The 21312-nt window shown below is 44.8% G+C and carries 23 protein-coding genes; 12 read left to right on the top strand and 11 right to left on the bottom strand.

Annotation, left to right across the window (positions count from 1 at the left end):
* Nucleotides 1-16: 16 nt before the first annotated feature.
* The 4 genes from AC9UH7_RS02275 (at nucleotide 17) to AC9UH7_RS02260 (ending at nucleotide 1517) form a co-directional block, all read left to right on the top strand.
* Nucleotides 17-193 (top strand): DUF3073 domain-containing protein, encoded by a 177-nt coding sequence (locus tag AC9UH7_RS02275; RefSeq protein ID WP_509569923.1) that lies wholly within the window; start codon nucleotides 17-19, stop codon nucleotides 191-193.
* Nucleotides 190-1005: a DUF8083 family protein gene (locus tag AC9UH7_RS02270; RefSeq protein WP_509594505.1), complete on the top strand. Its 816-nt coding sequence runs from the start codon at nucleotides 190-192 to the stop codon at nucleotides 1003-1005. The genes AC9UH7_RS02275 and AC9UH7_RS02270 overlap by 4 nt, the downstream gene beginning before the upstream one ends.
* Nucleotides 1006-1100: 95 nt before the next feature.
* A complete protein-coding gene (locus AC9UH7_RS02265) occupies nucleotides 1101-1301 on the top strand; it encodes a BldC family transcriptional regulator (RefSeq protein ID WP_509594503.1) in 201 nt (66 codons plus the stop codon).
* Between the two features lie 24 nt (nucleotides 1302-1325).
* Nucleotides 1326-1517, top strand: coding sequence for a DUF5302 family protein (locus AC9UH7_RS02260; RefSeq protein WP_509594501.1), 192 nt, complete (start codon nucleotides 1326-1328; stop codon nucleotides 1515-1517).
* A 68-nt stretch (nucleotides 1518-1585) separates the two neighbouring features.
* On the opposite strand, the gene pulA is transcribed toward AC9UH7_RS02260, so the two are convergent.
* The 7 genes from pulA to AC9UH7_RS02225 all read right to left on the bottom strand — a co-directional run bounded on the left by pulA (nucleotide 1586) and on the right by AC9UH7_RS02225 (nucleotide 10888).
* Nucleotides 1586-3955, bottom strand: a complete 2370-nt coding sequence (pulA, locus tag AC9UH7_RS02255) for a type I pullulanase (protein ID WP_509594499.1) — start codon at nucleotides 3953-3955, stop codon at nucleotides 1586-1588.
* A 38-nt stretch (nucleotides 3956-3993) separates the two neighbouring features.
* Entirely contained in the window at nucleotides 3994-6027 is a 2034-nt protein-coding gene (locus tag AC9UH7_RS02250; RefSeq protein ID WP_509594496.1) for a M3 family metallopeptidase, read from the bottom strand.
* A 42-nt stretch (nucleotides 6028-6069) separates the two neighbouring features.
* Nucleotides 6070-8217, bottom strand: coding sequence for a DEAD/DEAH box helicase (locus AC9UH7_RS02245; protein WP_509594493.1), 2148 nt, complete (start codon nucleotides 8215-8217; stop codon nucleotides 6070-6072).
* 159 nt (nucleotides 8218-8376) lie between these two features.
* Nucleotides 8377-9120 (bottom strand): energy-coupling factor ABC transporter ATP-binding protein, encoded by a 744-nt coding sequence (locus AC9UH7_RS02240; RefSeq protein ID WP_509594490.1) that lies wholly within the window; start codon nucleotides 9118-9120, stop codon nucleotides 8377-8379.
* Nucleotides 9120-9842 (bottom strand): cobalt ECF transporter T component CbiQ, encoded by a 723-nt coding sequence (cbiQ, locus tag AC9UH7_RS02235; protein ID WP_509594487.1) that lies wholly within the window; start codon nucleotides 9840-9842, stop codon nucleotides 9120-9122. The genes AC9UH7_RS02240 and cbiQ overlap by 1 nt, the downstream gene beginning before the upstream one ends.
* A 70-nt stretch (nucleotides 9843-9912) precedes the next feature.
* Nucleotides 9913-10221 (bottom strand): PDGLE domain-containing protein, encoded by a 309-nt coding sequence (locus tag AC9UH7_RS02230; protein ID WP_509594484.1) that lies wholly within the window; start codon nucleotides 10219-10221, stop codon nucleotides 9913-9915.
* Nucleotides 10214-10888 (bottom strand): energy-coupling factor ABC transporter permease, encoded by a 675-nt coding sequence (locus AC9UH7_RS02225; RefSeq protein WP_509594481.1) that lies wholly within the window; start codon nucleotides 10886-10888, stop codon nucleotides 10214-10216. The genes AC9UH7_RS02230 and AC9UH7_RS02225 overlap by 8 nt, the downstream gene beginning before the upstream one ends.
* 129 nt (nucleotides 10889-11017) lie before the next feature.
* Here AC9UH7_RS02225 and AC9UH7_RS02220 point away from each other — a divergent pair, with 129 nt between their 5' ends.
* Entirely contained in the window at nucleotides 11018-11968 is a 951-nt protein-coding gene (locus AC9UH7_RS02220) for a tetratricopeptide repeat protein (protein ID WP_509594478.1), read from the top strand.
* Between the two features lie 58 nt (nucleotides 11969-12026).
* Nucleotides 12027-12470: a low molecular weight protein-tyrosine-phosphatase gene (locus AC9UH7_RS02215; RefSeq protein WP_509594475.1), complete on the top strand. Its 444-nt coding sequence runs from the start codon at nucleotides 12027-12029 to the stop codon at nucleotides 12468-12470.
* Here AC9UH7_RS02215 and AC9UH7_RS02210 read toward each other — a convergent pair.
* On the bottom strand, nucleotides 12459-13106 hold the full coding sequence (locus tag AC9UH7_RS02210; protein ID WP_509594472.1) for a TrmH family RNA methyltransferase: 648 nt from the start codon (nucleotides 13104-13106) through the stop codon (nucleotides 12459-12461). The genes AC9UH7_RS02215 and AC9UH7_RS02210 overlap by 12 nt on opposite strands.
* Before the next feature lie 22 nt (nucleotides 13107-13128).
* Here AC9UH7_RS02210 and AC9UH7_RS02205 point away from each other — a divergent pair, with 22 nt between their 5' ends.
* Together AC9UH7_RS02205 and AC9UH7_RS02200 are read left to right on the top strand one after the other, a co-directional pair.
* Nucleotides 13129-13476: a hypothetical protein gene (locus AC9UH7_RS02205; RefSeq protein ID WP_509594469.1), complete on the top strand. Its 348-nt coding sequence runs from the start codon at nucleotides 13129-13131 to the stop codon at nucleotides 13474-13476.
* An 11-nt stretch (nucleotides 13477-13487) separates the two neighbouring features.
* Entirely contained in the window at nucleotides 13488-14654 is a 1167-nt protein-coding gene (locus tag AC9UH7_RS02200) for a D-alanyl-D-alanine carboxypeptidase/D-alanyl-D-alanine-endopeptidase (RefSeq protein ID WP_509594467.1), read from the top strand.
* On the opposite strand, the gene AC9UH7_RS02195 is transcribed toward AC9UH7_RS02200, so the two are convergent.
* Together AC9UH7_RS02195 and AC9UH7_RS02190 are read right to left on the bottom strand one after the other, a co-directional pair.
* Nucleotides 14651-15730, bottom strand: a complete 1080-nt coding sequence (locus tag AC9UH7_RS02195) for a YncE family protein (RefSeq protein WP_509594464.1) — start codon at nucleotides 15728-15730, stop codon at nucleotides 14651-14653. The two genes, AC9UH7_RS02200 and AC9UH7_RS02195, sit on opposite strands and share 4 nt — an antisense overlap.
* 16 nt (nucleotides 15731-15746) lie before the next feature.
* Nucleotides 15747-16139 (bottom strand): hypothetical protein, encoded by a 393-nt coding sequence (locus AC9UH7_RS02190; protein ID WP_509594462.1) that lies wholly within the window; start codon nucleotides 16137-16139, stop codon nucleotides 15747-15749.
* A 121-nt stretch (nucleotides 16140-16260) separates the two neighbouring features.
* Here AC9UH7_RS02190 and AC9UH7_RS02185 point away from each other — a divergent pair, with 121 nt between their 5' ends.
* A complete protein-coding gene (locus tag AC9UH7_RS02185; RefSeq protein ID WP_509594534.1) occupies nucleotides 16261-17097 on the top strand; it encodes a heme o synthase in 837 nt (278 codons plus the stop codon).
* Here AC9UH7_RS02185 and metZ read toward each other — a convergent pair.
* A complete protein-coding gene (gene metZ, locus AC9UH7_RS02180) occupies nucleotides 17086-18312 on the bottom strand; it encodes an O-succinylhomoserine sulfhydrylase (RefSeq protein WP_509594460.1) in 1227 nt (408 codons plus the stop codon). The genes AC9UH7_RS02185 and metZ overlap by 12 nt on opposite strands.
* A gap of 26 nt (nucleotides 18313-18338) precedes the next feature.
* Between metZ and AC9UH7_RS02175 the strand changes: the two genes are divergently transcribed.
* The 3 genes from AC9UH7_RS02175 (at nucleotide 18339) to AC9UH7_RS02165 (ending at nucleotide 21312) form a co-directional block, all read left to right on the top strand.
* On the top strand, nucleotides 18339-19244 hold the full coding sequence (locus AC9UH7_RS02175; RefSeq protein ID WP_509594458.1) for an ABC transporter ATP-binding protein: 906 nt from the start codon (nucleotides 18339-18341) through the stop codon (nucleotides 19242-19244).
* Nucleotides 19244-20035 carry a DUF2705 family protein gene (locus tag AC9UH7_RS02170; protein ID WP_509594455.1) on the top strand — a complete coding sequence of 264 codons (792 nt, stop codon included), beginning with the start codon at nucleotides 19244-19246 and terminating at the stop codon, nucleotides 20033-20035. Before AC9UH7_RS02175 ends, AC9UH7_RS02170 begins: the two co-directional genes overlap by 1 nt.
* 77 nt (nucleotides 20036-20112) lie before the next feature.
* Complete coding sequence (locus tag AC9UH7_RS02165) at nucleotides 20113-21312, top strand: C40 family peptidase (protein WP_509594452.1); 1200 nt, start codon at nucleotides 20113-20115, stop codon at nucleotides 21310-21312.

Here is a 21312-nt window from a genome sequence, read left to right as displayed (position 1 = left end):
GTGAAGGAGGTCGCCCATGGGTCGCGGCCGCGCAAAAGCAAAGCAAACCAAAGTTGCACGTGATTTGAAATATAACGCGCAAGATATGGATCTAGATCGTCTTGCCAAAGAACTTCACGGCGAGGTCGATAACACTTCACGCAAGGATGACGATGATCCTTTTGCTGAAGGTAACTACATTCCACGTGCGTGAGAGCAACACCGTACCTAGCTTCACTTCGTATCTACGAACCACTTTCTGCCTTTGATCCTGCTGATCGTTTGCGTTGGCAAAATCTAGAAAGAGATGAAAAAAGTTTTAATCGTGAAGAAGAGTTAGCGCTACATCGCGTAGTCCAACCTGAGCCACCTGCTGGACGTCCAGATGGCGTACACATTTTAGATCGTGATGGAACTCGTTACGTATCGCCCTGGGCAACTGCTACTCGTTGTTGGGCAGCACTTGATAATTTCAAAGAATCTTTGCCAAGCACAGTTGTTCCATACTTTGTTTCATCTGCAATGGAAGAGGTAATCACTGCAGGTGTAGATTTACTTGACGATAAAGTTCCGCATATTCTTAACGAGACATGGATAATTCCACCTCGCTGGTTTATTTTGTTTTCACCTGAAGAACGCTCTCGCGGCAACAATCAATTTGGTAAATTTTGTATTGCCCAGACCACGATCGCTAATGCAAAACAACGTTGCGCCGCCGCCCATGATGCAGTGTTGGCAGCATTTGGTGATGGACCAGTTGAGGAAGAGCTTGAGAATCTCTTGGCGTGGTTAGAAATGTTCCATCCGCAATCACTAGTAGAACTTGATTACGGCGGTTTAGCTAACTACATGGATAAAGCCTTACGTGATTCAGGTGAAGATGGTTTAGATGCCGATACATCGATTGAAGATGTAACAAGTTCAGTTGCAGGGCTTGCTTCAGCTGATGGAATGGCGGCTGGGATCGGATATCAACGTTTAATGTCCCGTTGGCGTTTAGTTCAGGCCTTTGAACAGGCCTCATAAATTCACTTTCTGGGTATTGCTTCGCTCATAAATAATGGGAATACTTCACCCTAATACATACCAAATCGGACATAGCGCAATCTAAAGGGGTCACAATGAGCAACCGCATTCCTGATGCAGAAGTTCTCATGACACCCAAAGAGGTCGCTCAGAGATTTCATGTGAACCCAAAGACGGTTACCCGTTGGGCTAAGGCTGGCAAACTCACAGCAATCCGCACATTAGGTGGGCATCGTCGTTATCGTGAATCAGAAGTCCTAGAACGTTTGCGCGAATATAAAGAGTCAGGTTCTTAGTTAATTAAGCGGTAGACTCAACGCATGGCCGATAAAAATGATGACATGAAGGCAAGAATGCTTGCTGCCCTTGAAGCAAAAAAGAACAAGCCAGGTGCACCAGGTACTCAAACTCATTCTGAGTCAGGATCAAAGATCCGCGGAGGACAGCGCAGTGGCGGTGCCCCTCAAGTTCAGCGCAAGGCAGGACCATCAGGTTCAGGATCTGCTGGCTAAGTTTTTACAAACCCTTCACCCATCAACCCTCTTTTTATTTTCAGAGTTGATGAGTGAAGTTCAGTAACTTATTGTGTAATTACCAGAGTAGATCTTGGTGCGACAACTACCGAATCACCACTTAGTTTGCGCAAGACGGATGTTCCCGCGCGGTCTCCTTCAACATGGACCGACCAGCTTCCAGTTTTAGGTAATGAAATGGTTTGCGCAGTTGTGTTTGCATTGTGAATTACAACCAAGGTTCCCGCAGAGTCTTTCACCGCTGCACCATTGAGTGAATATGCAATTGTGCCTTCTGGAGAAGTTAAGAACTTTAGATTCTTTCTTACCAGTTCAGTGGTAGCCATTCGGAATGCTGGATGCGCCTTACGTAATGCGATCAGTCCCTTGAAATACTTAACCGTTGTCGCATTAGTCCCCTGAGTACTCCACTTCAATGAGTTTACGAGGTCACTTGACTTGTAACTATTTGGATCCCCACCCTTTGATCGCAAGAATTCTTGGCCGGCCTGCATAAATGGCATTCCTTGAGACAAGAAGGGGATTGAAGAGGCGAGTCGGCTCAGTTGTGCAACATCGGCAGGCGTTGCATCCTTAACGCTGGCAGTGATTTTGTCCACCAGAGTCATATTGTCATGTGATTCCACATAGTTCACTGACTGACCTGGAGCTGTAGTGGTCCACTTAGTCATGATGTCGGTGGAGTAATCAGTGTTGCCCACAATGCCAGCCATCACGTTCATTTTTGCAGTGAACTTTCCAGTCGCAAAACCATTGTCTGCCGCATCAAAAACAGATCCCTTAATGCCATCTCGAATCTGGTCGTTGAAATGTGCAACTCCTGGCAGTTGAGCAATGTTGAGTTGGTTTGCCTTCTTTTCTGGAGGCAGGGTGCCCATATTCCAACCTTCTCCAATTACGAGAATTGTTGGATCTATTTTCTTCAGCATAGTTGTAATCTCGTTAATGGTTTGAATATCCATTAACCCCATTAAGTCAAAACGGAAACCATCCATGTTGTATTCAGTAGCCCAGAACTTAACTGAATCCACAATGAACTTACGAACCATTGGTCGCTCCGAAGCAACATCGTTGCCGCAGCCACTACCACTAGTTAAGTTTCCATTGTCATCTCTACGGAAGAAATATCCTGGAACAATTAAGTTTTGACTAAATGTATTTGCGTTTGAAACGTGGTTATAAACCACGTCCATATTCACTCGAAGTCCAGCTTTGTGTAAGCTCATGATTGCACTCTTGAGTTCAGTGATACGAGCAGTTGGCTTCGTTGGATCAGAGCTGTATGAACCTTCAGGCACGTTGTAATTCTGAGGGTCATAACCCCAGTTAAATGTTGGCAAATTTTCATTAACTGTAGCGAAGTCAAAAATTGGTAGTAACTCAACGTGAGTAACCCCTAGATCCTTAATCGCCGCTACGCCGGTTTTTTGCCCATTATTGCTGGTATTCAAATCTGTAAGAGCTAAGAACTTGCCCTTATTTTTCGCTGGAATACCACTTGAGGGATCCATTGAAAGGTCTCGCACATGGAGTTCATAGATCACAGCATCAGTTGGTCGACCACTAAATTTTGGCTTTGAAGAATTCCAACCCTTCGGATCTGTTGCATCCAGATTTACGATCACTCCACGTGTTCCATTGACGGTTGTAGCTCGAACATATGGATCCACCGCTTCGTTTACTGTGTTATTTACACTGACGCGATAATTAAAGACGGTCCCATTTTGATCGCCCTTAAGTGTGGCAACCCATGTTCCCTTGGTGTCATATGTCATCTTGATTAATGTGCCAGATGATGAAGGGGAATCGGATTCTTTGTATGTCACAACACTAACTGCTTTAGCCGTTGGTGCCCAAACACGTAACTTTGTTGAAGCCTTTGTGTATGTGACACCTAAGTCATTGCCTGTGTAAGTGTATTTAGCCGCAAATTCTGGGGAGTCATATAGCTTTGTCAGTTCTATTGCAGGGTTCTTCGGAATCGGAGTTGTAGGAATTGAGTAATGAATTGTTGGGTCTCCTTGTCGTAACCAAATTTCAACATTTCCACTATCTGGAATATTGGTAATAAAGCGATCATCACCCATATCTTTTGAATCCCAAGCACCTTTTCTAACTATGATGCCAATGTTTTCAAACTTATCCATGCCTTCGATTTTTACTGTTGCAATCTTTCCAAAATCATCTGCTGAAGTAAAAGTAACTCCATTTGAGTTAACGTCAACATCTGCACCAGATGTGAGGTTCTTCCAAATCCATAAATTCCAGTCTTGATAGTCACCACCGGGCCGCTGGTAGTGAACAGTTAAATTCACTGTTGCGGGTAGGGCAGATGCGATTGCTGGTAGACCGCAGGTAAAAACAGCGATCAAAGCCACCAGCACTTGAATTCTTCTGGATATGTTGTGAGTTCTCATGGGCAAAACTTACCCAAAGAATGAGTAAAAATAAATGGTTATGTAAGTCCGCGCCGCTTGAGAAGAGGCTCGATCTTTGAATCTCTGCCACGGAAATTACGAAACATCTGCATGGAATCAATGGATCCACCGCGCCCAAGAAGGGTGTTCTTAAAGTGATCGCCATTGGCGCGCAGTAGGCCACCATTTTCCTTAAACCAATCAACGGTGTCAGCATCCAAGACTTCTGACCATATATAACCGTAATACCCCGATGAATACCCTCCAGCAAAGATATGACTGAAGTAAGTAGAGCGGTATCGTGTTGGAACGGGTGCGAAATCCAAACCATAATCTTTAATAGCCTGGGCCTCAAAAGCTTCAACATCTGTAACTTTTGCAGCCTCTTCAGTATTAAGTGAATGCCAGGCAAGATCCAAAATTGCTGCAGCTAAATAACTAGTGGTGGCATGGCCCTCATTGAATGTGCTTGCAGCTTTCAGACTATCAATCCACTCTTGCGGAAGCTTTTCGCCTGTTTCATGGTGCCGTGCATAGTTTTGAACTACCTCAGGCCACAAGATCCACATCTCATTTACTTGAGATGGGAATTCGACGAAGTCACGTTGAACTGAAGTACCTGAAACACGTGGGTATTTAACTTGCGACAACAAACCGTGAAGTGCATGTCCAAACTCGTGAAACAAAGTTGTAGTTTCATCAAATGTTAGAAGCGTAGGCTTGCCTGCCGGAGGCTTTGGAACGTTGAGATTGTTTACAACAACAGGCAGCTGCCCAAAAAGGAAATTTTGATCGACAAGGTTATTCATCCAAGCCCCACCACGCTTTGAGTCACGTGTATAGAAATCACCAATAAACAAACCAACCTTTGAACCATCTTCATTGTTGACTTCAAATGCACGGGCCTCTGAATGGTAGGTAACTAGATCAGGACGCTCCTTAAAAGTAATTCCAAACAACTTGTTAGCAGCAAAGAAAACACCATCATGTAAAACACGCTCTAGCTCGAAATATGGGCGCATCTTTGTTGTATCGATGTTGTACTTTTCAAGACGAACTTGTTCTGTGTAAAAACCCCAGTCCCAACTCTCAATATCTATGCCCGCAGATTTCTTTAGATCCTCGGCTTCTGCCTTTGCGTTGCGGACGGCGGCAGGTGCAATTTTTCGTAGCATTGCATGCACATTGTCAGGATGTTCAGCAGTTTGGACAGCAATTACATGCTCAGCATGAGTTTCCTTGCCAAAAAGTTTTGCGCGCTCTGCGCGAAGTTTTACCATCTGAAGCAGGACAGGCTTATTGTCATTTTCATTTGGACGGTTAGCTTTTTTCTTTGAGTCTTCCATGATCTTCTTGCGCAGTTCACGATTAGTTAATGAATCAAGAACCGGATTGCCCGTGAAGTTGACCATTCCGATGAGCCATTTACCATCATGCCCGCGATCCTTTGCAGCAGCTGCTGCAGATGCGATCTGATTTTCAGAAAGTCCAGCTAGCTCTTCCACTGTGTCCACAAGAACCGCTAAATCATTGGTATCAGCCAGCACATTCTTTGAGAATTGAGTTTCAAGAGAAGAGAGTTCTTCGTTTAACTCTTTTAGGCGCGTGCGTTGATCCTCTGTCAGGTGCGCACCTTCATGAATCAAATCTTTGTAATAACGCTCAAGCAACCAAGAGTCTTCGCTACTGAGTCCCAGAGACTCCCTAGAGTCATAGAGATCCTTGATTCGCTTAAAGAGCACAGGATTTAAACTGATTGCATCTTGATGGGCTGCAAATTTCGGTGCAATCTCTTCTTCAATCGCATCTAGCGCTTCATTGGTATCACTCGATGACTTGTTGTAGAAAACGCGCAACATTCGTCCTAAATACTGACCACTCTTTTCGAGAGCAACAATAGTATTTTCAAATGTTGCAGCACCTGGAGTATCAAGAATCGCCTGCACTTCAGCTAGCTGCTCCGCACATCCTTCATAGAAGGCAGGCAGATAGTGCTCCTCTTCAATCAGAGCAAATGGAGGCAGCTCATATTCAAGGGTGCTTCTTCGGGCAAATGGATTCGCGTTTGTCATAACGCGAATACTACCTATTTCGTGTTATTTAGAAAGAGTGAATTAGTGAGGACGACGACGTCGTTGGCTTGAGTTTGGACGAGGGCGCTTTCCACCACTTCGTACAGACTTTTCAACGATTGGCACAATGTAAGGAATACCTGACGGCTCCTGAGCACCCGTAATCTTCATTAATTCAGTGCTAAGTGGTGTAACTCCAACAAACTTAGGGGTTACGCCGGCACGTTGTGTAAGTCCGCCGATTGATTTCTGCTGACGCGTTGTCGCAAGAGTTACAACAGTTCCGGCCTCACCTGCACGTGCTGTACGACCAGCACGGTGTAAGTAATCCTTGTGATCTGTTGGTGCATCAACATGCACAACAAGAGAAATTCCATCTACGTGGATACCGCGTGCTGCAACATCTGTTGCAACTAGCGCAGCATTTGGAGTCTCCTTGAAGAGAGCCAAAGTGCGCGTGCGAACTGCTTGTGACTTTCCGCCGTGCAATGCACCAACTGGAACACCTGCGTGAGCAAGTTTGTCAGCCAAACGATCTGCACCACGTTGAGTCTTAACGAACAAAATAGTCTTTCCATTACGAGCTGCAACCTGATTTGTGATGTCATCTTTATCAGTTGGGTTCATAACCAACACGTAGTGCTCCATTGTTGAAACAGAGGCACGATCGTTTTGTAGTGAGTGAGTCTTTGGGTTCTTCAAGTACTGACGAACCAATGAGTCAACACCACGGTCAAGAGTTGCAGAGAATAGAAGACGCTGACCATCAAGTTTTGCCTGATCAAGAATTTCCTTAACAACAGGCAAGAATCCCATGTCTGCCATCTGATCTGCTTCATCAAGAACTGTAATCTGAAGTTGATCTAGTTGAACTTCACCCTTGTTAAGAAGATCAATTAAGCGGCCAGGCGTTGCAACCAAGATAGCTGTGCCACGACGCATTGCAGTGATCTGCTTTGAGTATGACATTCCACCAGCAACAACTACTGATTCGTGACCAATTGAACGAGCAAGAGGCATCAGAACTTCATCAATCTGTTGTGCAAGTTCACGGGTTGGAGTTAAAACGAGTGCCAATGGCTTGTGAGGCTTTGCAACCTTGCCATTTAAGTTGTTAAGGAGTGCTAAACCAAATGCAAGTGTCTTTCCTGAACCAGTTTGCCCGCGACCCAAGATGTCATGTCCTGCAAGAGCATCTGGAAGTGTTGCAATCTGAATTGGGAATGGATGCAGAATTCCTTGCTTGCTCAGTGCGTTAACAAGTGGAGCTGCAATACCAAGATCTGCAAATGTTGTTGTGATCTCAGTCAGGGGAGTTGCATCAACAAGGTTTGCATCTGCAAGATTTGCTGAAATGTAATTGTCATCTGCACCGAAATCGACCGCAGCATTTGAGTGAGACTTTGCATGCTTCTTAAAGTCATCACGAGCATAAGCTGGTGAGTCATTGCGGCGATCGCGTACTGGACGCTCTGCGCGGAAGTTAGCAGCGCGTGTATCTGGTGCAACGCTGCTCTTCTTTGGACGAGTAGGATCAAACTTTTCGCGCTTACGTGGTTCAAAGTTTGGACGACCATCATCTGTCCGAGCAATCTTTGCCTTTACCGCGTCACGACGATTTGTTGGACGCGTATCTGAATCCTTCTTAAATGCAGGTCGTGAATCTTCGCGCTTAAATGCTGGACGCTCTGGACGTTCTGCTTTTTTATAAGTCTTCTTAAACTCTGGACGAGATGTTGGACGCTCTGTTCGCTCAGTACGTTCCGGACGAGCTGCACGTGGTGCTGATTCGCGAACTTCGCGCTCCTTCACAAACTTCTTTGCACGTGAATCTGGACGCTGTGATCGTTCAATACGTGCCGAACGCTCTGCTGGTTCTTCAGTTGGACGTGGCTTTGACGCTGTTTGTTCTTGGTAACGCTTTGCGCGCAACTTTGAACGCTCTACTAAACGAGTTTCTTTCTTTGATGTTGCAGTTGTATCAACATCTGAATAGCGACGAGTTGAAGCAGGCTTGCCAGCGGTTGGCTTTGCAGCCGCGCCTTTACGTGCTGCTTTTTGCGCAGTTGTGTGACGCGCTTTAGGAGCTGATTCTTTAAATTCAGCAGCCTTCTTCGTGCGCTTAGGCTTTCCTGCTGATGCTGCGCGACGAGCTTTTCCGGGCGCGCTAATACGTGGTTGTAGAGACATAGAAATGCATACCAATCGAGACGACAAGCGCGTCTCGGGTATAGCTCGCACTTTTGGCGGCTAGGGCGAAAATAAGACTCGCATGTAGTGCTGAACTAAGTCAGCACTTGGGGGAAGTGCTTTGGTGCGGTCGCACCAACGGGTTAATTCTATCCTGAATTATTGGATTGAAAAACCAACAGGAAGTTCTAGTCGATTAGCAGCCAATAGCGCAGAATCCGTCAAGATTTCATGCGTAGAACCATCAGCAACGATGACTCCACCCTTCAAAATTACTGATCGGGCACATAGTTCATAGGCGTATGGAAGATCATGCGTAACCATCACCATTGTTATGTCTAGTGAGCGCAAAATGTCAGCTAATTCGCGGCGGCTAGCAGGATCAAGGTTTGAAGATGGTTCATCTAGAACAAGAATTTCAGGTTTCATTGCAAGGACAGTTGCTACCGCAACACGGCGGCGCTGCCCAAATGAAAGGTGGTGCGGCGGACGATCTTTGAACTCCAGCATTCCTACTAAATTCAGCGCCTCTTCAACAATTGCATCAAGTTCTGGACCTCGTTTTCCCATGTTGTAGGGGCCAAATGCAACATCCTCGCCAACGGTTGGCATAAACAACTGATCATCTGGATCTTGAAAAACAATTCCTACCTTTGCACGGATCTCTTTAATCGACTCCTTATTTTTCGAATCAACTAATTGTCCAGCGACATGAATCGAACCATGTGATGTTGGGTGAATTCCATTCATATGCATGACAAGTGTTGTTTTACCAGCACCATTGGGCCCCAGGAGTGCAACACGTTCGCCTTTTTGAACTGAAAGATTCACGCCATACAAAGCTTGATTGCCATCGGGGTAGGCAAATGCCAGCTCTTTGATTTCTAGACTTGGCGTATTCATTACATTTTTCCAATCGCTAGTTGTATCACAAAGATTATGGCCGCTACCAACGGATACATCATCGCTTTGACCCATACTGAAGATTGCAAATGTGGTTGTTCTTCATGAGGTAGCACACCAACATATCCACGAGAAAGCATGGATAGGTGAACACGTTCCCCTCTTTCGTAAGAGCGAATAAAGAGTGCGCCAGCTGCTGTTGCTAAAACTTTCCAGTGTTTAATTCCAGTTGCTTCAAAACCACGTGACTCACGTGCAACTTTCATGCGTTCCATTTCATCATTAACAACATTGACATAACGCAACATAAATGAAGCAATCTGCACCATCAACATCGGAAGTTTTAAGCGTTCAAGTCCGCGCAAGATTTCACGAGCAGTTGTAGAGGTCGACAAAATAATTGCGGTCATCACGCCGAGAGTTCCCTTGACGACAATGCCAGCTCCGGCGATCAGGCCTTCGCGGTAGAGATTAAAAGGTCCAACTTGGATCATCTCGCCTGAGCCAAAAAAAGGCATCAGAATTGCAAAAAATACGAAAGGAATTTCGATGAGTGAGCGCTTAAAGAGTAGAGAAAAGGGAATCTTTGCAATTAAAACTACAGCTAGCAGCCAAATAAAATATGCAACAAATGCGCCCCACTGGGTAACTGGTGTTGAAACTACGACCAAGATAAACGCGATCGCTGCAATTATTTTTAGGTGCGAAGGTAAGGAGTGCACCAGAGAATGTTGATGTAGATAGAGTCTTTCACCTACATCATGTCCGTGGTGATGGTTCTCTTGCTCGACCTTAATTGCTGTCCTTCCTTGGTTTACGTGCAATGAGTTTGAATCCAACTCCTGCAACCACCGCCGTACCAATGACACCAATTATTCCTGCCACGCCAACAGATGCACGTTCATTCTCAATTCCCTTAACACCGTAATCAGCCAAAGCTCCATCTGCATTTGAGTGGTCTTTTGCTGTTTCAATAAAGCCAATGTCTTCCGCAACTTTTTCTAGTCCATCAGGAGAAGAAGATGCGTAGAAGGAAACAACGCCTGCAAGAAACAAGGAGATTACAAAACCCGCAATGTAAAATTTACGATTATTAAGCATTTCGAATCTCCAACTTCTGCTTATTGTTTTTCCAGCCATAAACTAAATCGCTTCGACTTGCTAAAACTGCACTAACGGTTAAGCCAGTAATAATTGCTTCACCGATTCCGATCAACACGTGTGTGCCGACCATTGCACTCAAAACAGTCGAAGTTGAAAATGTTGCTGTTGCCCCCATTGCATATTGGAGAGTAAAGCCAGCTGCGGCAATCGGAACCGAAAGTAGAGCACCTACAAATGCAGCCGCAGAGACCGAAGCTTTATTCTTTGGCAAAATCTTTCGTACAAGAAGAAAGATTGCGTATCCAGCCCACACTGCCAGAATTGACATGTTAAAGACACTGAGCCCCAGAGCGGTTAATCCGCCATCTGCAAACAAGAAAGCTTGCATCAGTAAAACGACCGTTAGAGCCAAAGTGGCGGCCCAGGGGCCAACCAAAACCGCGGCTAGGACTGCGCCAAGTAAGTGGCCACTTGTTCCGGCAGCGACAGGAAAGTTGAGCATCTGCACGGCGAAGATAAAAACAGCTGTTAGGCCTGCAAGAGGCGCAGTCTTCTCATCAAGTTGCGAGCGTGCGCCTTTCAGGGCAGCTGCTACGCCTACCGCTGAAATGCCGGCAAAGATTGCTGATGTTTGAGGATCTATAAACCCATCTGGAATATGCATGGGAAAAGGTTAATGCAAACCATTCGCATCTGCATCTTCTAGGCAACACACGCTCATAATGTCCAAATAGCCTGTGGCGCAGGCTGAATTCCCCGCTCGTTTTTAGGCCAAGGCGTATAAGTTTCTGGCATGAGTGAAGACGATGGCATGGAAGAACTCATCACCGAAGAAATGTTGTGGGATCGCATCCCTGAGGTCGAAGGCGAAGAGCGCGCCAGTACCTATTACGAGCTAAGCGCTCGCATATATGCACGTGGTCAATATGACGAAGCTCTTGCATTAGCTGAAACCGCGCGTGATATTTATTCCCAGTTAGGTGATGCCGCACCATCTGAAGGTTTGGCACAGGCTTATTCAGCAATCGGATACAACTTAAATCAGTTGAAACGCATGGATGAAGCTGCAACTGCCATGAGCAAGGCAGTTGAATTATTGCGCGAGAACAAATCTCCTATTGCTCTAGAACTTGCCTGCACCCTTGGCGAGTGGTGGTATTCATCAAAGCAATACGACAAAGTTGTTGAAACAATGAATGAGTGCGCCCAAGAACATTTAGTTGACGGAAATGAAATTGGCGCCGCAAATGATCTGCACTTAATCGGTTGTGCTGAGCGTGAATTGAAAAATTATCAAAAAGCAATCGACGCTTTCAAGGAAGCTAGATCTCTTTTCAAGCGCAACAAAGAAGTTATTCATGTCGCCCGCTGTGATCAAAAAATGGCATCCTGCTTAATTGAGTTAGGTGAAGGCGAACTAGCACTTGAGACCGCTCGCAAAGCAGTTGATGTTTTCGAAACCGGTCACGATCATCGCCGTGAAACATTTGCATCATTTGAATTCGGTAAAGCACAAATTTTGCTGGAAAAATATGACGAAGGTTTAGGCACCCTTGAAAGCGTCTTGGCAATTGTTAGTGAAGATGAACCAAAAGATTTCGAATTTATAGTTGATATTGAATCCCGTATCGCCAAGATCTTACGTATGCAAGGTCGTGGTGAAGAAGCAGATGAAATTGAGCGTCGACTAAAGTCGGTTCAGGAAGCACTTGAAGATGAACCTGAGCTTGATCTCCTCAATTAAGAGTAGGGACCAACTCAGCATCACAATGGTGTGCCTGGGCAATATATGTCGCTCACCTATGGCTGCAGCGGTTTTAGCAGGCAAAACCGCTGATTGGAAAGCACCAAGCATCAAAGTTCATAGTTCAGGCACTGGCTCTTGGCACATCGGGCAAGGACCACATCCATCGTCTAAAAAAATTTGGGAAGCTGCGGGCTATAAGCACTCACACATCGCTCAGCAGTTCACAGCCAATGATTTCTTTATCCATGATCTGATTTTGGTGATGGACTCTAGTAATTATCACAACGTTGTATCGCTAGCGGAGAATGAAGAACACCGAAGTAAGGTTTTTTACCTACGTAACTTTGACCCATTGCTGATAGATATTGATCCAAGTTCTGCAGATTTCTTTAAACTAGAAGTTCCAGATCCCTATAACCAAAGCGATGAAGCATATGAAGCAACGTTATCTATGGTTGAACGTGCTGTGGACGGACTACTTCTTCAATTATCTAGGTAGATGCTGCAAAGCCCAGTGATACATCGCGATCGCGCCTGCAGCAGATGCATTCATAGAACGAGTAGATCCATATTGATTGATCTCATACAAAACTTCGCAGACTGCAATACCTTCATCTGACATACCTGCACCTTCTTGGCCAAACAAAAGCACACAACTTTCTGGCAATACGGCTGGCTCTAACTGCTTTGATCCTGGAACATTATCAATTCCAATAATCGGTAAGTTCTGCTCTTTGCAGTACTGAGCAAAGTCCTGGATTGTTGGATGATGCATCACTGTTAAGTATCTGTCAGTGACCATTGCACCGCGCTTATTCCAGTCGCGCTTTCCAACTATATGAACACAAGAGACATTAAAGGCGTTAGCTGTGCGAACAATGGATCCAATATTTAAATCATGTTGCCAATTCTCAATCGCAATCTGGAGTTTATGGCGCTTAGTATTTAAATCAGCGACAATCGCTTCAACAGTCCAATAGCGATATTGATCTAAGACGTTGCGACGATCACCGTTCAGCAATAATTCAGGATCGTATTGATCACCCTCTGGCCATGGTTTTTCATGGGGCCCAACTCCTACAACAGGGAAAAATTCACCTGGGCCAATGGTGGCGGGGGTGGTAGGAGAAGACATGTAGGCACTCTAAACTGAACACATGTCAGCTATCAACACGGTTGTGTACCTAATCCATATTCTCTCTGTAATTGGAATTCTCGTCCTCCTATTGCTTCAATGGAACAAGAACCCGCGCACTCTGAATCCAGGCGTTTTACATGCCGGGCTTACTGCACTACTTGCAGGAATCGTGCTGGTTGGACTTCACGATTCAGTTAAACCGGATGAAACCCTTAACCATACAAAGGTCGGCATAAAACTATTAGTTTTAATTGTTATTTTGGCTCTTGGGTATAAGAATGTTAAGAAACCAGAACTTTCCAAGAATGTTTGGTTAACGATGATCGGATTAACAGTTTTCAACATAGTCATTGCTTCTGCTAGGTAATCAACTTACCCATGCTTTTGTTCAAAAGGATAGTTGTAGTTTGTCTTGCACTAATTCTCTCAATTGCCCCAGCAAGAGCGGTTTTAGCTCCCGAATCAATTCCCGCAGTGTTTGATGAGCTGCTTAAAGTTCCAGCACTGTCTAATCCTGCGATGATAATTATCGATGGAACGACGGGTCAGATAATTTACGAAAAGAATATTCATTCACAACGTAAGCCAGCATCTGTAATGAAAATTTTGGCAGGAGCTGTAACTTTAGATTATTTAGATCCACAATCAGTTTTTAACACTACAGTGAGTATCGCGCCAGAAAGTAAGACGATATACATTCGCGGCTCACTCGATCCATGGATTAGTTCTGATCATGACGTTGCTCGAAAAATGAATAGAGCCTCTTTGCCTTACATCGGTTTTAATACTTTGTCTGCCATAAAAAAAGCTAACGGTGGATCCTTAAAGAATTACAAGGTTGTTTATAGCAATCTATATTCTCAGGATGTAGCAAATCTCAAAGCATTTTGGGCTAAACGTGGGTTTAAACCAAACTTTAAATCAGTTTCCGATGAAGTGACTCTCTTGAGTCAGGGCGAATTAATCGCCTCCGAAAACTCACCTACAGTGGCAGTTATCCTTGATTGGATGATGTTGTGGAGCGATAACGCATTGGCGGATCGTTTGGCCCGCTTATCTGCCCGAGCTGCTGGATATTCCTTTGATTTCAAAGGCGTTGACACAGTCTTTCGGGAGCTTTTAACTCGCTTCGAAATTGATCACAGCAAACTAGTAGTTGTAGATGCAAGCGGGCTATCTAAGAAAAACAAAATCACTGCAAAATTGATGGGTGAATTTTTGTACAAAATTCATAAAGATGAAAAGTACGCACTTCTGTATGACTCTTTACCCATAAGCGGTGTATCAGGAACATTACAGAATAGATTTATAAAGACTGCGCCGAGTGCTGTTGGATTAGTGCGCGCAAAAACAGGGACCCTTAACGGAACTGCAACACTTGCTGGTTATGTCGAATCAACTGATCGCGAGTATGTATTTGTTGCCCTAGCCGATGAGATTCCATTAGGAAATTCCGCACTCGATAAAGCACGAGCCGCGATAGATCGGGTACTGGGAAGAATTGCAGCCCCTAATATTCCAGCTGAAATCTCCCCAGCGCCTTAACTGTTTGAATAAACCTTGATCTGTCCCTTGTAGCAAGCGACCCACGTATTTCCGGTAGGTCCATCAAATGTAACTCCAATGGGTTCAGTGCAAGCTTTAATTGTTTCTAAGACTTTCATATCTCTTGTTCGGACCTTGGACATTGTGTTGCTCTTAAAGTTAACAACAAACATAGTTGATCCATCCGAAGAGATAGCCAAGCTGCGGGCAGCCTGACCAGTTTTCACAGATTTACCAGCCTTGTTTGCAACTAAATCCCAAGATGCAACCTTGCCTGAAAGATTCATAGTTACATACATCATTGTGTTATCTGGAGATAAAACAATGGCGCGAGGATTGCTACCTATAGGTATATAGGTAACTGTGAAATCTTCCAAGTTAATGACGTGAATTCTACTGCCACCCATTTCAGCGACATAGGCACGTTTTGAATCATTAGAGATTGCAATTCCTCGAGGATATCGTCCAATTTTGATTGTTTTAACTACTTTTTGAGAAGCAACAGAGATCACAGATACGGTGTACGAACACCAGTTAGCTGCGAGCACATACTTGTTATCAGGAGTTGCCTCTACAACTTTAGGAACAGAACCGACTGGATAGATAGCGTCAATTTCGTAATTACTTCGATTGATTCGATAAACAAAGCTGTTGTCATACCCAGATGCAGGCGAACAAGTGTCATGCCCCTCTTTGTTGTATCCAGGTCCGTACATCGCATAGTTACTCACATAGAGGTATTTACCATCTGGAGAAAATGTTCCCTCTACAGGTGAGCCCTTAAACGTTGATGTGCTTTTTGAAAATCCAAACTTTTGTAAAGAAACAGAGTCGGGAATCGTTTTTATTAATTCGAAAGTCTTAGCATCATAAACAGTAACCGAATGCCGATACATCATGTTGTGAGCGCTTACGACGCCATCTCCAGAAGATCTCACTGATTTCGGAGAAATTGATCCATTAATAGTTTTGATCAACTTCATTTTAGATTCAGGAACAACAATTTCCGCTTGAGCAGGAATTGCAAGTACGCAAAGAGAAACTACGAGAGTTATTGAGAGAAAGCGATTACGCATACTCTAACTGTACTAGTTAGTCGTCGTCCTCATCTTCATCGTCTTCATAATCATCGTCATCTTCATCGTCTTCATAATCATCGTCATCACCTTTTGTTGGCAACTGTGCGATAGAAGGATTTTTGAGACCAGAGGCAGCAGAAGCAATTGCACCAGATGTGGCCATCGCATTTGGCGTACCGGATTCAGGGGACGATGAGTTGCTCGCAGATGCTGTTTGCACCGGGTTGGATGCAACTGGATCGACAGGGGACTTTTCTTGAACCTGTGCGACAACAGCGCCAACCCCAATTATTAGTGCAGCACCAAAGACAGCAAGCATCGGCAAAGCTTTAGATGCCTTTGGCGGTGCCGCTGGCCCATCATTCTCTGCGATCTCAAACCATTCGGGTTTGTTGTTCTCAGTCATGGTAAATCCCTTCGCTGAGAGCAAGGTAACTATTATCCCTGTGAGGAGGCTGTGCTGCGCAAATTAAATCGCTGAGTAATCTTGGCAAGTGAGAAATGCCATGCGGGGATACCTAGATTTGATGAAGTTAAGGGTCGTTGAACTCTTACTTGTTTCTACTCTTCCCGCGATGGTTTTGGCCGCAAAAGGTTTGCCAGATTTCGGACTCGTTGCAGCAACAATTTTTGCTGGAACCCTAGCTGCCGGTAGTGCAAACGCCTTTAACATGGTTATTGAGAGTGATCTAGATAAATTGATGGCGCGCACTTCTAAGCGCCCAATTGTCACCGGTTTAATCTCGAAAACAAATGCAACGATTTTTGCAACCTTAATTGGAGCGCTCTCACTTATTTTGTTCTGGGCTTTCACAACTCCACTTGCGACCCTATTAACACTAATTGCAATTGTCTTTTATGTTGTTGTTTACACAATGGCGCTCAAGCAGCGCACCTCACAAAATATTGTGTGGGGTGGGGCCGCAGGTTGCATGCCAGTACTTATTGGTTGGGCTGCAGTTGAGAATTCACTCTCAATGACACCATGGGCATTTTTCTTTGTGATTTTCTTTTGGACACCACCACATTTCTGGGCACTGGCAATTAAATATAAGGATGACTACGCAGCAGCTGGAACTCCAATGCTTCCAGTTGTTGCAACTAAATCTCGCGTGCTCGGTGAAATGTGGTTACACACAACCTTGATGATTGCATCATCAATCTGGTTGATTGTTTCTGCAAATCTGCCAACATGGTCATTGGTTGTGACAGTGGCACTTGGTTTAGTTTTTGCGCAACAATTGATTGCACTTAAAGAGGGATCACCTGATTATGGGAAAGTTGCTGGAAAGATTTTTCAGTGGTCAATAACTTACTTAAGCTTGCTCTCGGTTGTGCTTGTTATTGCTCAACTACTTAGCTAAAGCTTGTTCCAGATCTTTAATCAAATCTGAGGAATGCTCTAAGCCAATAGAAAGACGCAGCACAGAGGGGGTTATTCCCATCTCTGCTTGAACTTCTGGGGCTAGTCGTCTGTGGGTTGTGGATGCAGGATGGGTAATAAGTGACTTGCTGTCACCTAAATTGTTAGAAATATCGATTACACAAAGCTTGTTCATAAAGGCAAATACTTCTTCCTGCGAACCTTTGAATTCAATACCAATCGTGCTTCCACCACTATTACTCATCTGTTTCATCGCTAATTCGTGACCAGGGTGGGATTTTAAACCAGGGTAACGAACTGACTTAATAGCTGGTTGCTTTTCTAAAAATTCCGCAACAGCTTTAGCATTAGAGACCATGCTCTCAACACGCATATGCATCGTTTCGAGAGATTTCACAAGCACCCAGGCGTTGAAAGCACTAAGTGCTGGACCCGTGTGACGCACAAATGGCAATAGCTTTTCGACTATGTAATCGGCAGAACCTAGTAGAGCGCCAGCTAAAACTCGACCCTGACCATCAATGTGTTTAGTTGCTGAATACATAACCACATCTGCGCCGAGCTGTAATGGTTTTTGCAGAACAGGTGATGCCATGACGTTATCAACAATTACAGTGGCCCCAACTTTGTGTGCAAGGTCGCTTACCATTTTGATATCTACTATTTCCAAAAGTGGATTACTTGGCGTTTCAATAAAAACAGCCTTTGTTGGCTTACTTAATGCTTTTGCCCAATCTGCTGGATCATTTCCTTTAACTAATTCGAAAGTAACGCCCCACTTTGGTAAGAATTCTGTAATCACAACATGACAGGAAGAAAACATGGCAGCAGATGCAACGACGTGGTCGCCTTGCTCTACTAAACACGCAAGAGAGGCAAACATCGCAGACATTCCTGAGCCCGTGGCAACACACATCTCAGCACCCTCAATTGCAGCTAAACGCTTTTCAAACATTGCAATTGTTGGGTTATGGAAACGACTATATAAGTAGTGATCAGTTTCTTCGGCAAAGGAATCAAAAGCTTCTTCAGCAGATGAGTATGTGAAACCGCTATTGAGATATAGAGCCTCAGAAGTTTCACCAAAACCAGAACGAGCTAAACCGGTGCGCACTGAATGTGTCTGTGGGTGTAATTCCCAGTCAGGTCCCAGCGAATTCTTACGAGGTTGATAGCCCCAAGGTCGTTTGCTCATGACCTAATTGTGGCAGAGTAAGGGGTATGCCCAATACTGCAATTTCAGTCTCAGATCTTTCAAAAAAATACGATGATCGCTTAGCGGTCTCACATATCAACTTCGAAGTCCCCTTAGGAACTGTGTGTGGCTTTGTTGGCCCTAATGGATCGGGCAAAACAACAACAATGCGCATGTTGCTGGGTCTGATTACTCCAACAACTGGGCAGGGCCACATCCTTGGTGAGCCAATTGAGCACCCAGAAAAATATTTAAGTCGAGTTGGCGCAATGATCGAAGGACCAGCTTTTTACCCAGCGCTATCGGGTTATGAGAATTTAATGGTTCTGGCAAAGCTTGGCGGATTTCCAATCGAGCGAGTACAACAGTTATTGGACAAAGTGGGGCTTGGAGATCGTGGCAAATCAAAATTTAAGACATATTCACTTGGAATGAAGCAGCGGTTAGGAATTGCTGCTGCCCTGCTACCTGATCCTAAATTGTTAATGCTCGATGAACCAACAAATGGATTAGACCCTGAAGGCATTCAAGAAGTTCGAGCACTTTTGCGGGATTTAGCAAATGAAGGCACAACGGTTTTTGTCTCTTCCCACTTGCTCTCCGAACTAGAAATTATCAGCGATTACATTGTGATGTTACGAAAAGGTGAAATTGTTTTTGCTGGCCCAATAGGTGACTTAATGGCACAGCAGCAACCAACAATCATTGCAAAATCACTGAAGAAATCTGATCTAGTGCGGATTGTGAAAATCGCACAGGCAGCAGGACACCACGCTGTTATTAGAGATGATTCAGTTCATGTGTTAGCAGAAATGGATTGGGCACCGAAACTAAATAAAGCAGCCTTTGATGCAGGAATAACTCTGGCGCAACTTGCCCCTCAGTTACCAAACCTAGAAGAGACCTTCTTTGAAATGACGGGGGACAAGTAATGTTTAATGTTGTAAAAGCAGAAATGCGTAAGTTACGTCGTCCAACTTTGTTTTTTGGCACAATAGGAGCCGCGCTTTTCTTCACAGGATTAATCACCTCCTTTATTTACTTGATGATTGATTCCCCTCAAGGAAATGGTGACCGAGGTCGTTCTATTGGCAGAGATGTTCTTGAGTTAGCAAGTGGCTCGGTTAATGGCTTCGCATCTGTCGGTGGATTCCTGGGAATCATTGCATTGTGCGTGTTTGCAGCACAGACAGCTCAGGAATACACATATGGCACTCTGCGTAACTTGCTAGTGCGCCAACCGAGCCGCATGAAAATACTTGCAGGCAAATTCGTTTCAATGGCGCTATTTGCACTAGTTATGATCACGATTGCTGCCGTGGTGAGTATTGCCATTTCTTACATCCTTGCACCCGGCGCTAAAGTCAATACAGATCTCTGGTTTACATCCGAAGGTTTGGATTCGATTCTTACAACTTATGTGAATGTAGCGATTTCGGTTATTGCATTTGGAATTGTTGGAATGATTTTGGGGCTTCTATTGCGCTCCCCAATTAGCGCCATCTCTTTAGGCGTTCTCTGGCTGTTGATCGTCGAAGTCCTACTAGTTGCCGTGAGAAACTCCTTGCAGAGTTGGTTGCCCGGGATTCAACTCTCGACGATCGCATCGGGCGGAACGCTGGAATTAACCTATAGGCATGCGCTTACCGTTGGTGGGTTGTATGTAGCTGTAGGTGCGGTAATTGCTTCTGTGCTTTTTGTTCGCCGTGATGTAGCCAATTAAGGACACTCGCACCTAAAACACCCCTTTTCTAAGGTTCGGCATTTATTCTTTAGGCCTTCCCTTTCGAAAGGCTTTAAGTGAAAAAGTTCAGGGCGATATCGCTTGCAGTAATTCTGGCGCTGACGATTTCGTCGGTCCCTGCATTTGCAGTCCCTAAACCAACTGTGGCTGAAATCGAAGCGGCAAAGAAAATCGAAGCGGCAAAGAAAAAGATTGCTGATGCGCAAGCGGCAAAGTTAGCGGCGGCAAATCAAAGTCTTCGAGCATTAACTGCCAAGGCAAATGCGGCAACAGCCTTGTATCGAAAAGCACAAGATGAATTAGCAGTGGCTACCTCCGCAGCAATTGCAGCTGCAAAGCATGCAGAGGAAACAGCGGCTGCAGTTTCAGAGGCGCACAGGACAATTGGTCGCTTAGCAGCAAATGCTTACATCTTGGGCGGCAACATGGGTGACATTGCTCCGTTACTGAGTGCAAACGGACCACAAGATTTAATTGATCAGTTAACAACTCTAAGCACGTTAGGTGCTCAAAACTCTGTTGCACTCGCGAGATTTAAGGAAGCCGAAGCGGTTGCTCGCAAAGCCAAAGCGGAGGCAGATGCGGCTAAAGCTGTTCAACAAATTGCCACAGATAAAGTAGCAGCGGCAAAGAAAGTTGCAGATGATGCAAAAGCTGCTCAAGCTAAAGAAGTAGCAAAATTACAAGCAGTTCAAGACAAGCTCATGAAAGATTTGCTGAAAGCACGTAAAGTGCGCGTTTCACTTGAACAACAACGCCAACTCGCATTACTTGAAGAAAGCCAAGCAAACACAGCTGCGCAAACAGGCGGACAGAAAAATGTTTGGCCAAACCTAGGGTTCAAGGGGCGTTCAACATCTAGAACTACTCAAGCCCAACGCGATAAGGCTGTTGCTTTTGCAAAGACACAAGTTCTTGCACGCAAGCCATACATTTGGGGATCCGAGGGACCAAACTCATTTGATTGTTCAGGGCTTGTTTATGCAGCGTATAAATCAGCGGGACTCGGTTGGCCCAACTGGGATCGCCTTAACTCTGCTTTGTATTCTGGTTATACCCAGCATGTTCCACTCACAGAGCTTGTCCCTGGCGACCTATTGTTCTACTCATACAAGGGCACAATCTCAACAATTCACCACATAAGTATTTACGCTGGTAACGGCATGATGTGGGAGGCCAACTCAAAGGGTCGTGGATTGCTTTACTCAAACATGTACAGCATTAAGGGCTTGATGCCATTTGGTGGTCGCGTCTAA

The sequence above is a fragment of the Candidatus Planktophila sp. genome (genome assembly GCF_044348745.1).
Taxonomy (GTDB): domain Bacteria; phylum Actinomycetota; class Actinomycetes; order Nanopelagicales; family Nanopelagicaceae; genus Planktophila.
This window is presented reverse-complemented; position numbering and strand designations above follow the sequence as displayed.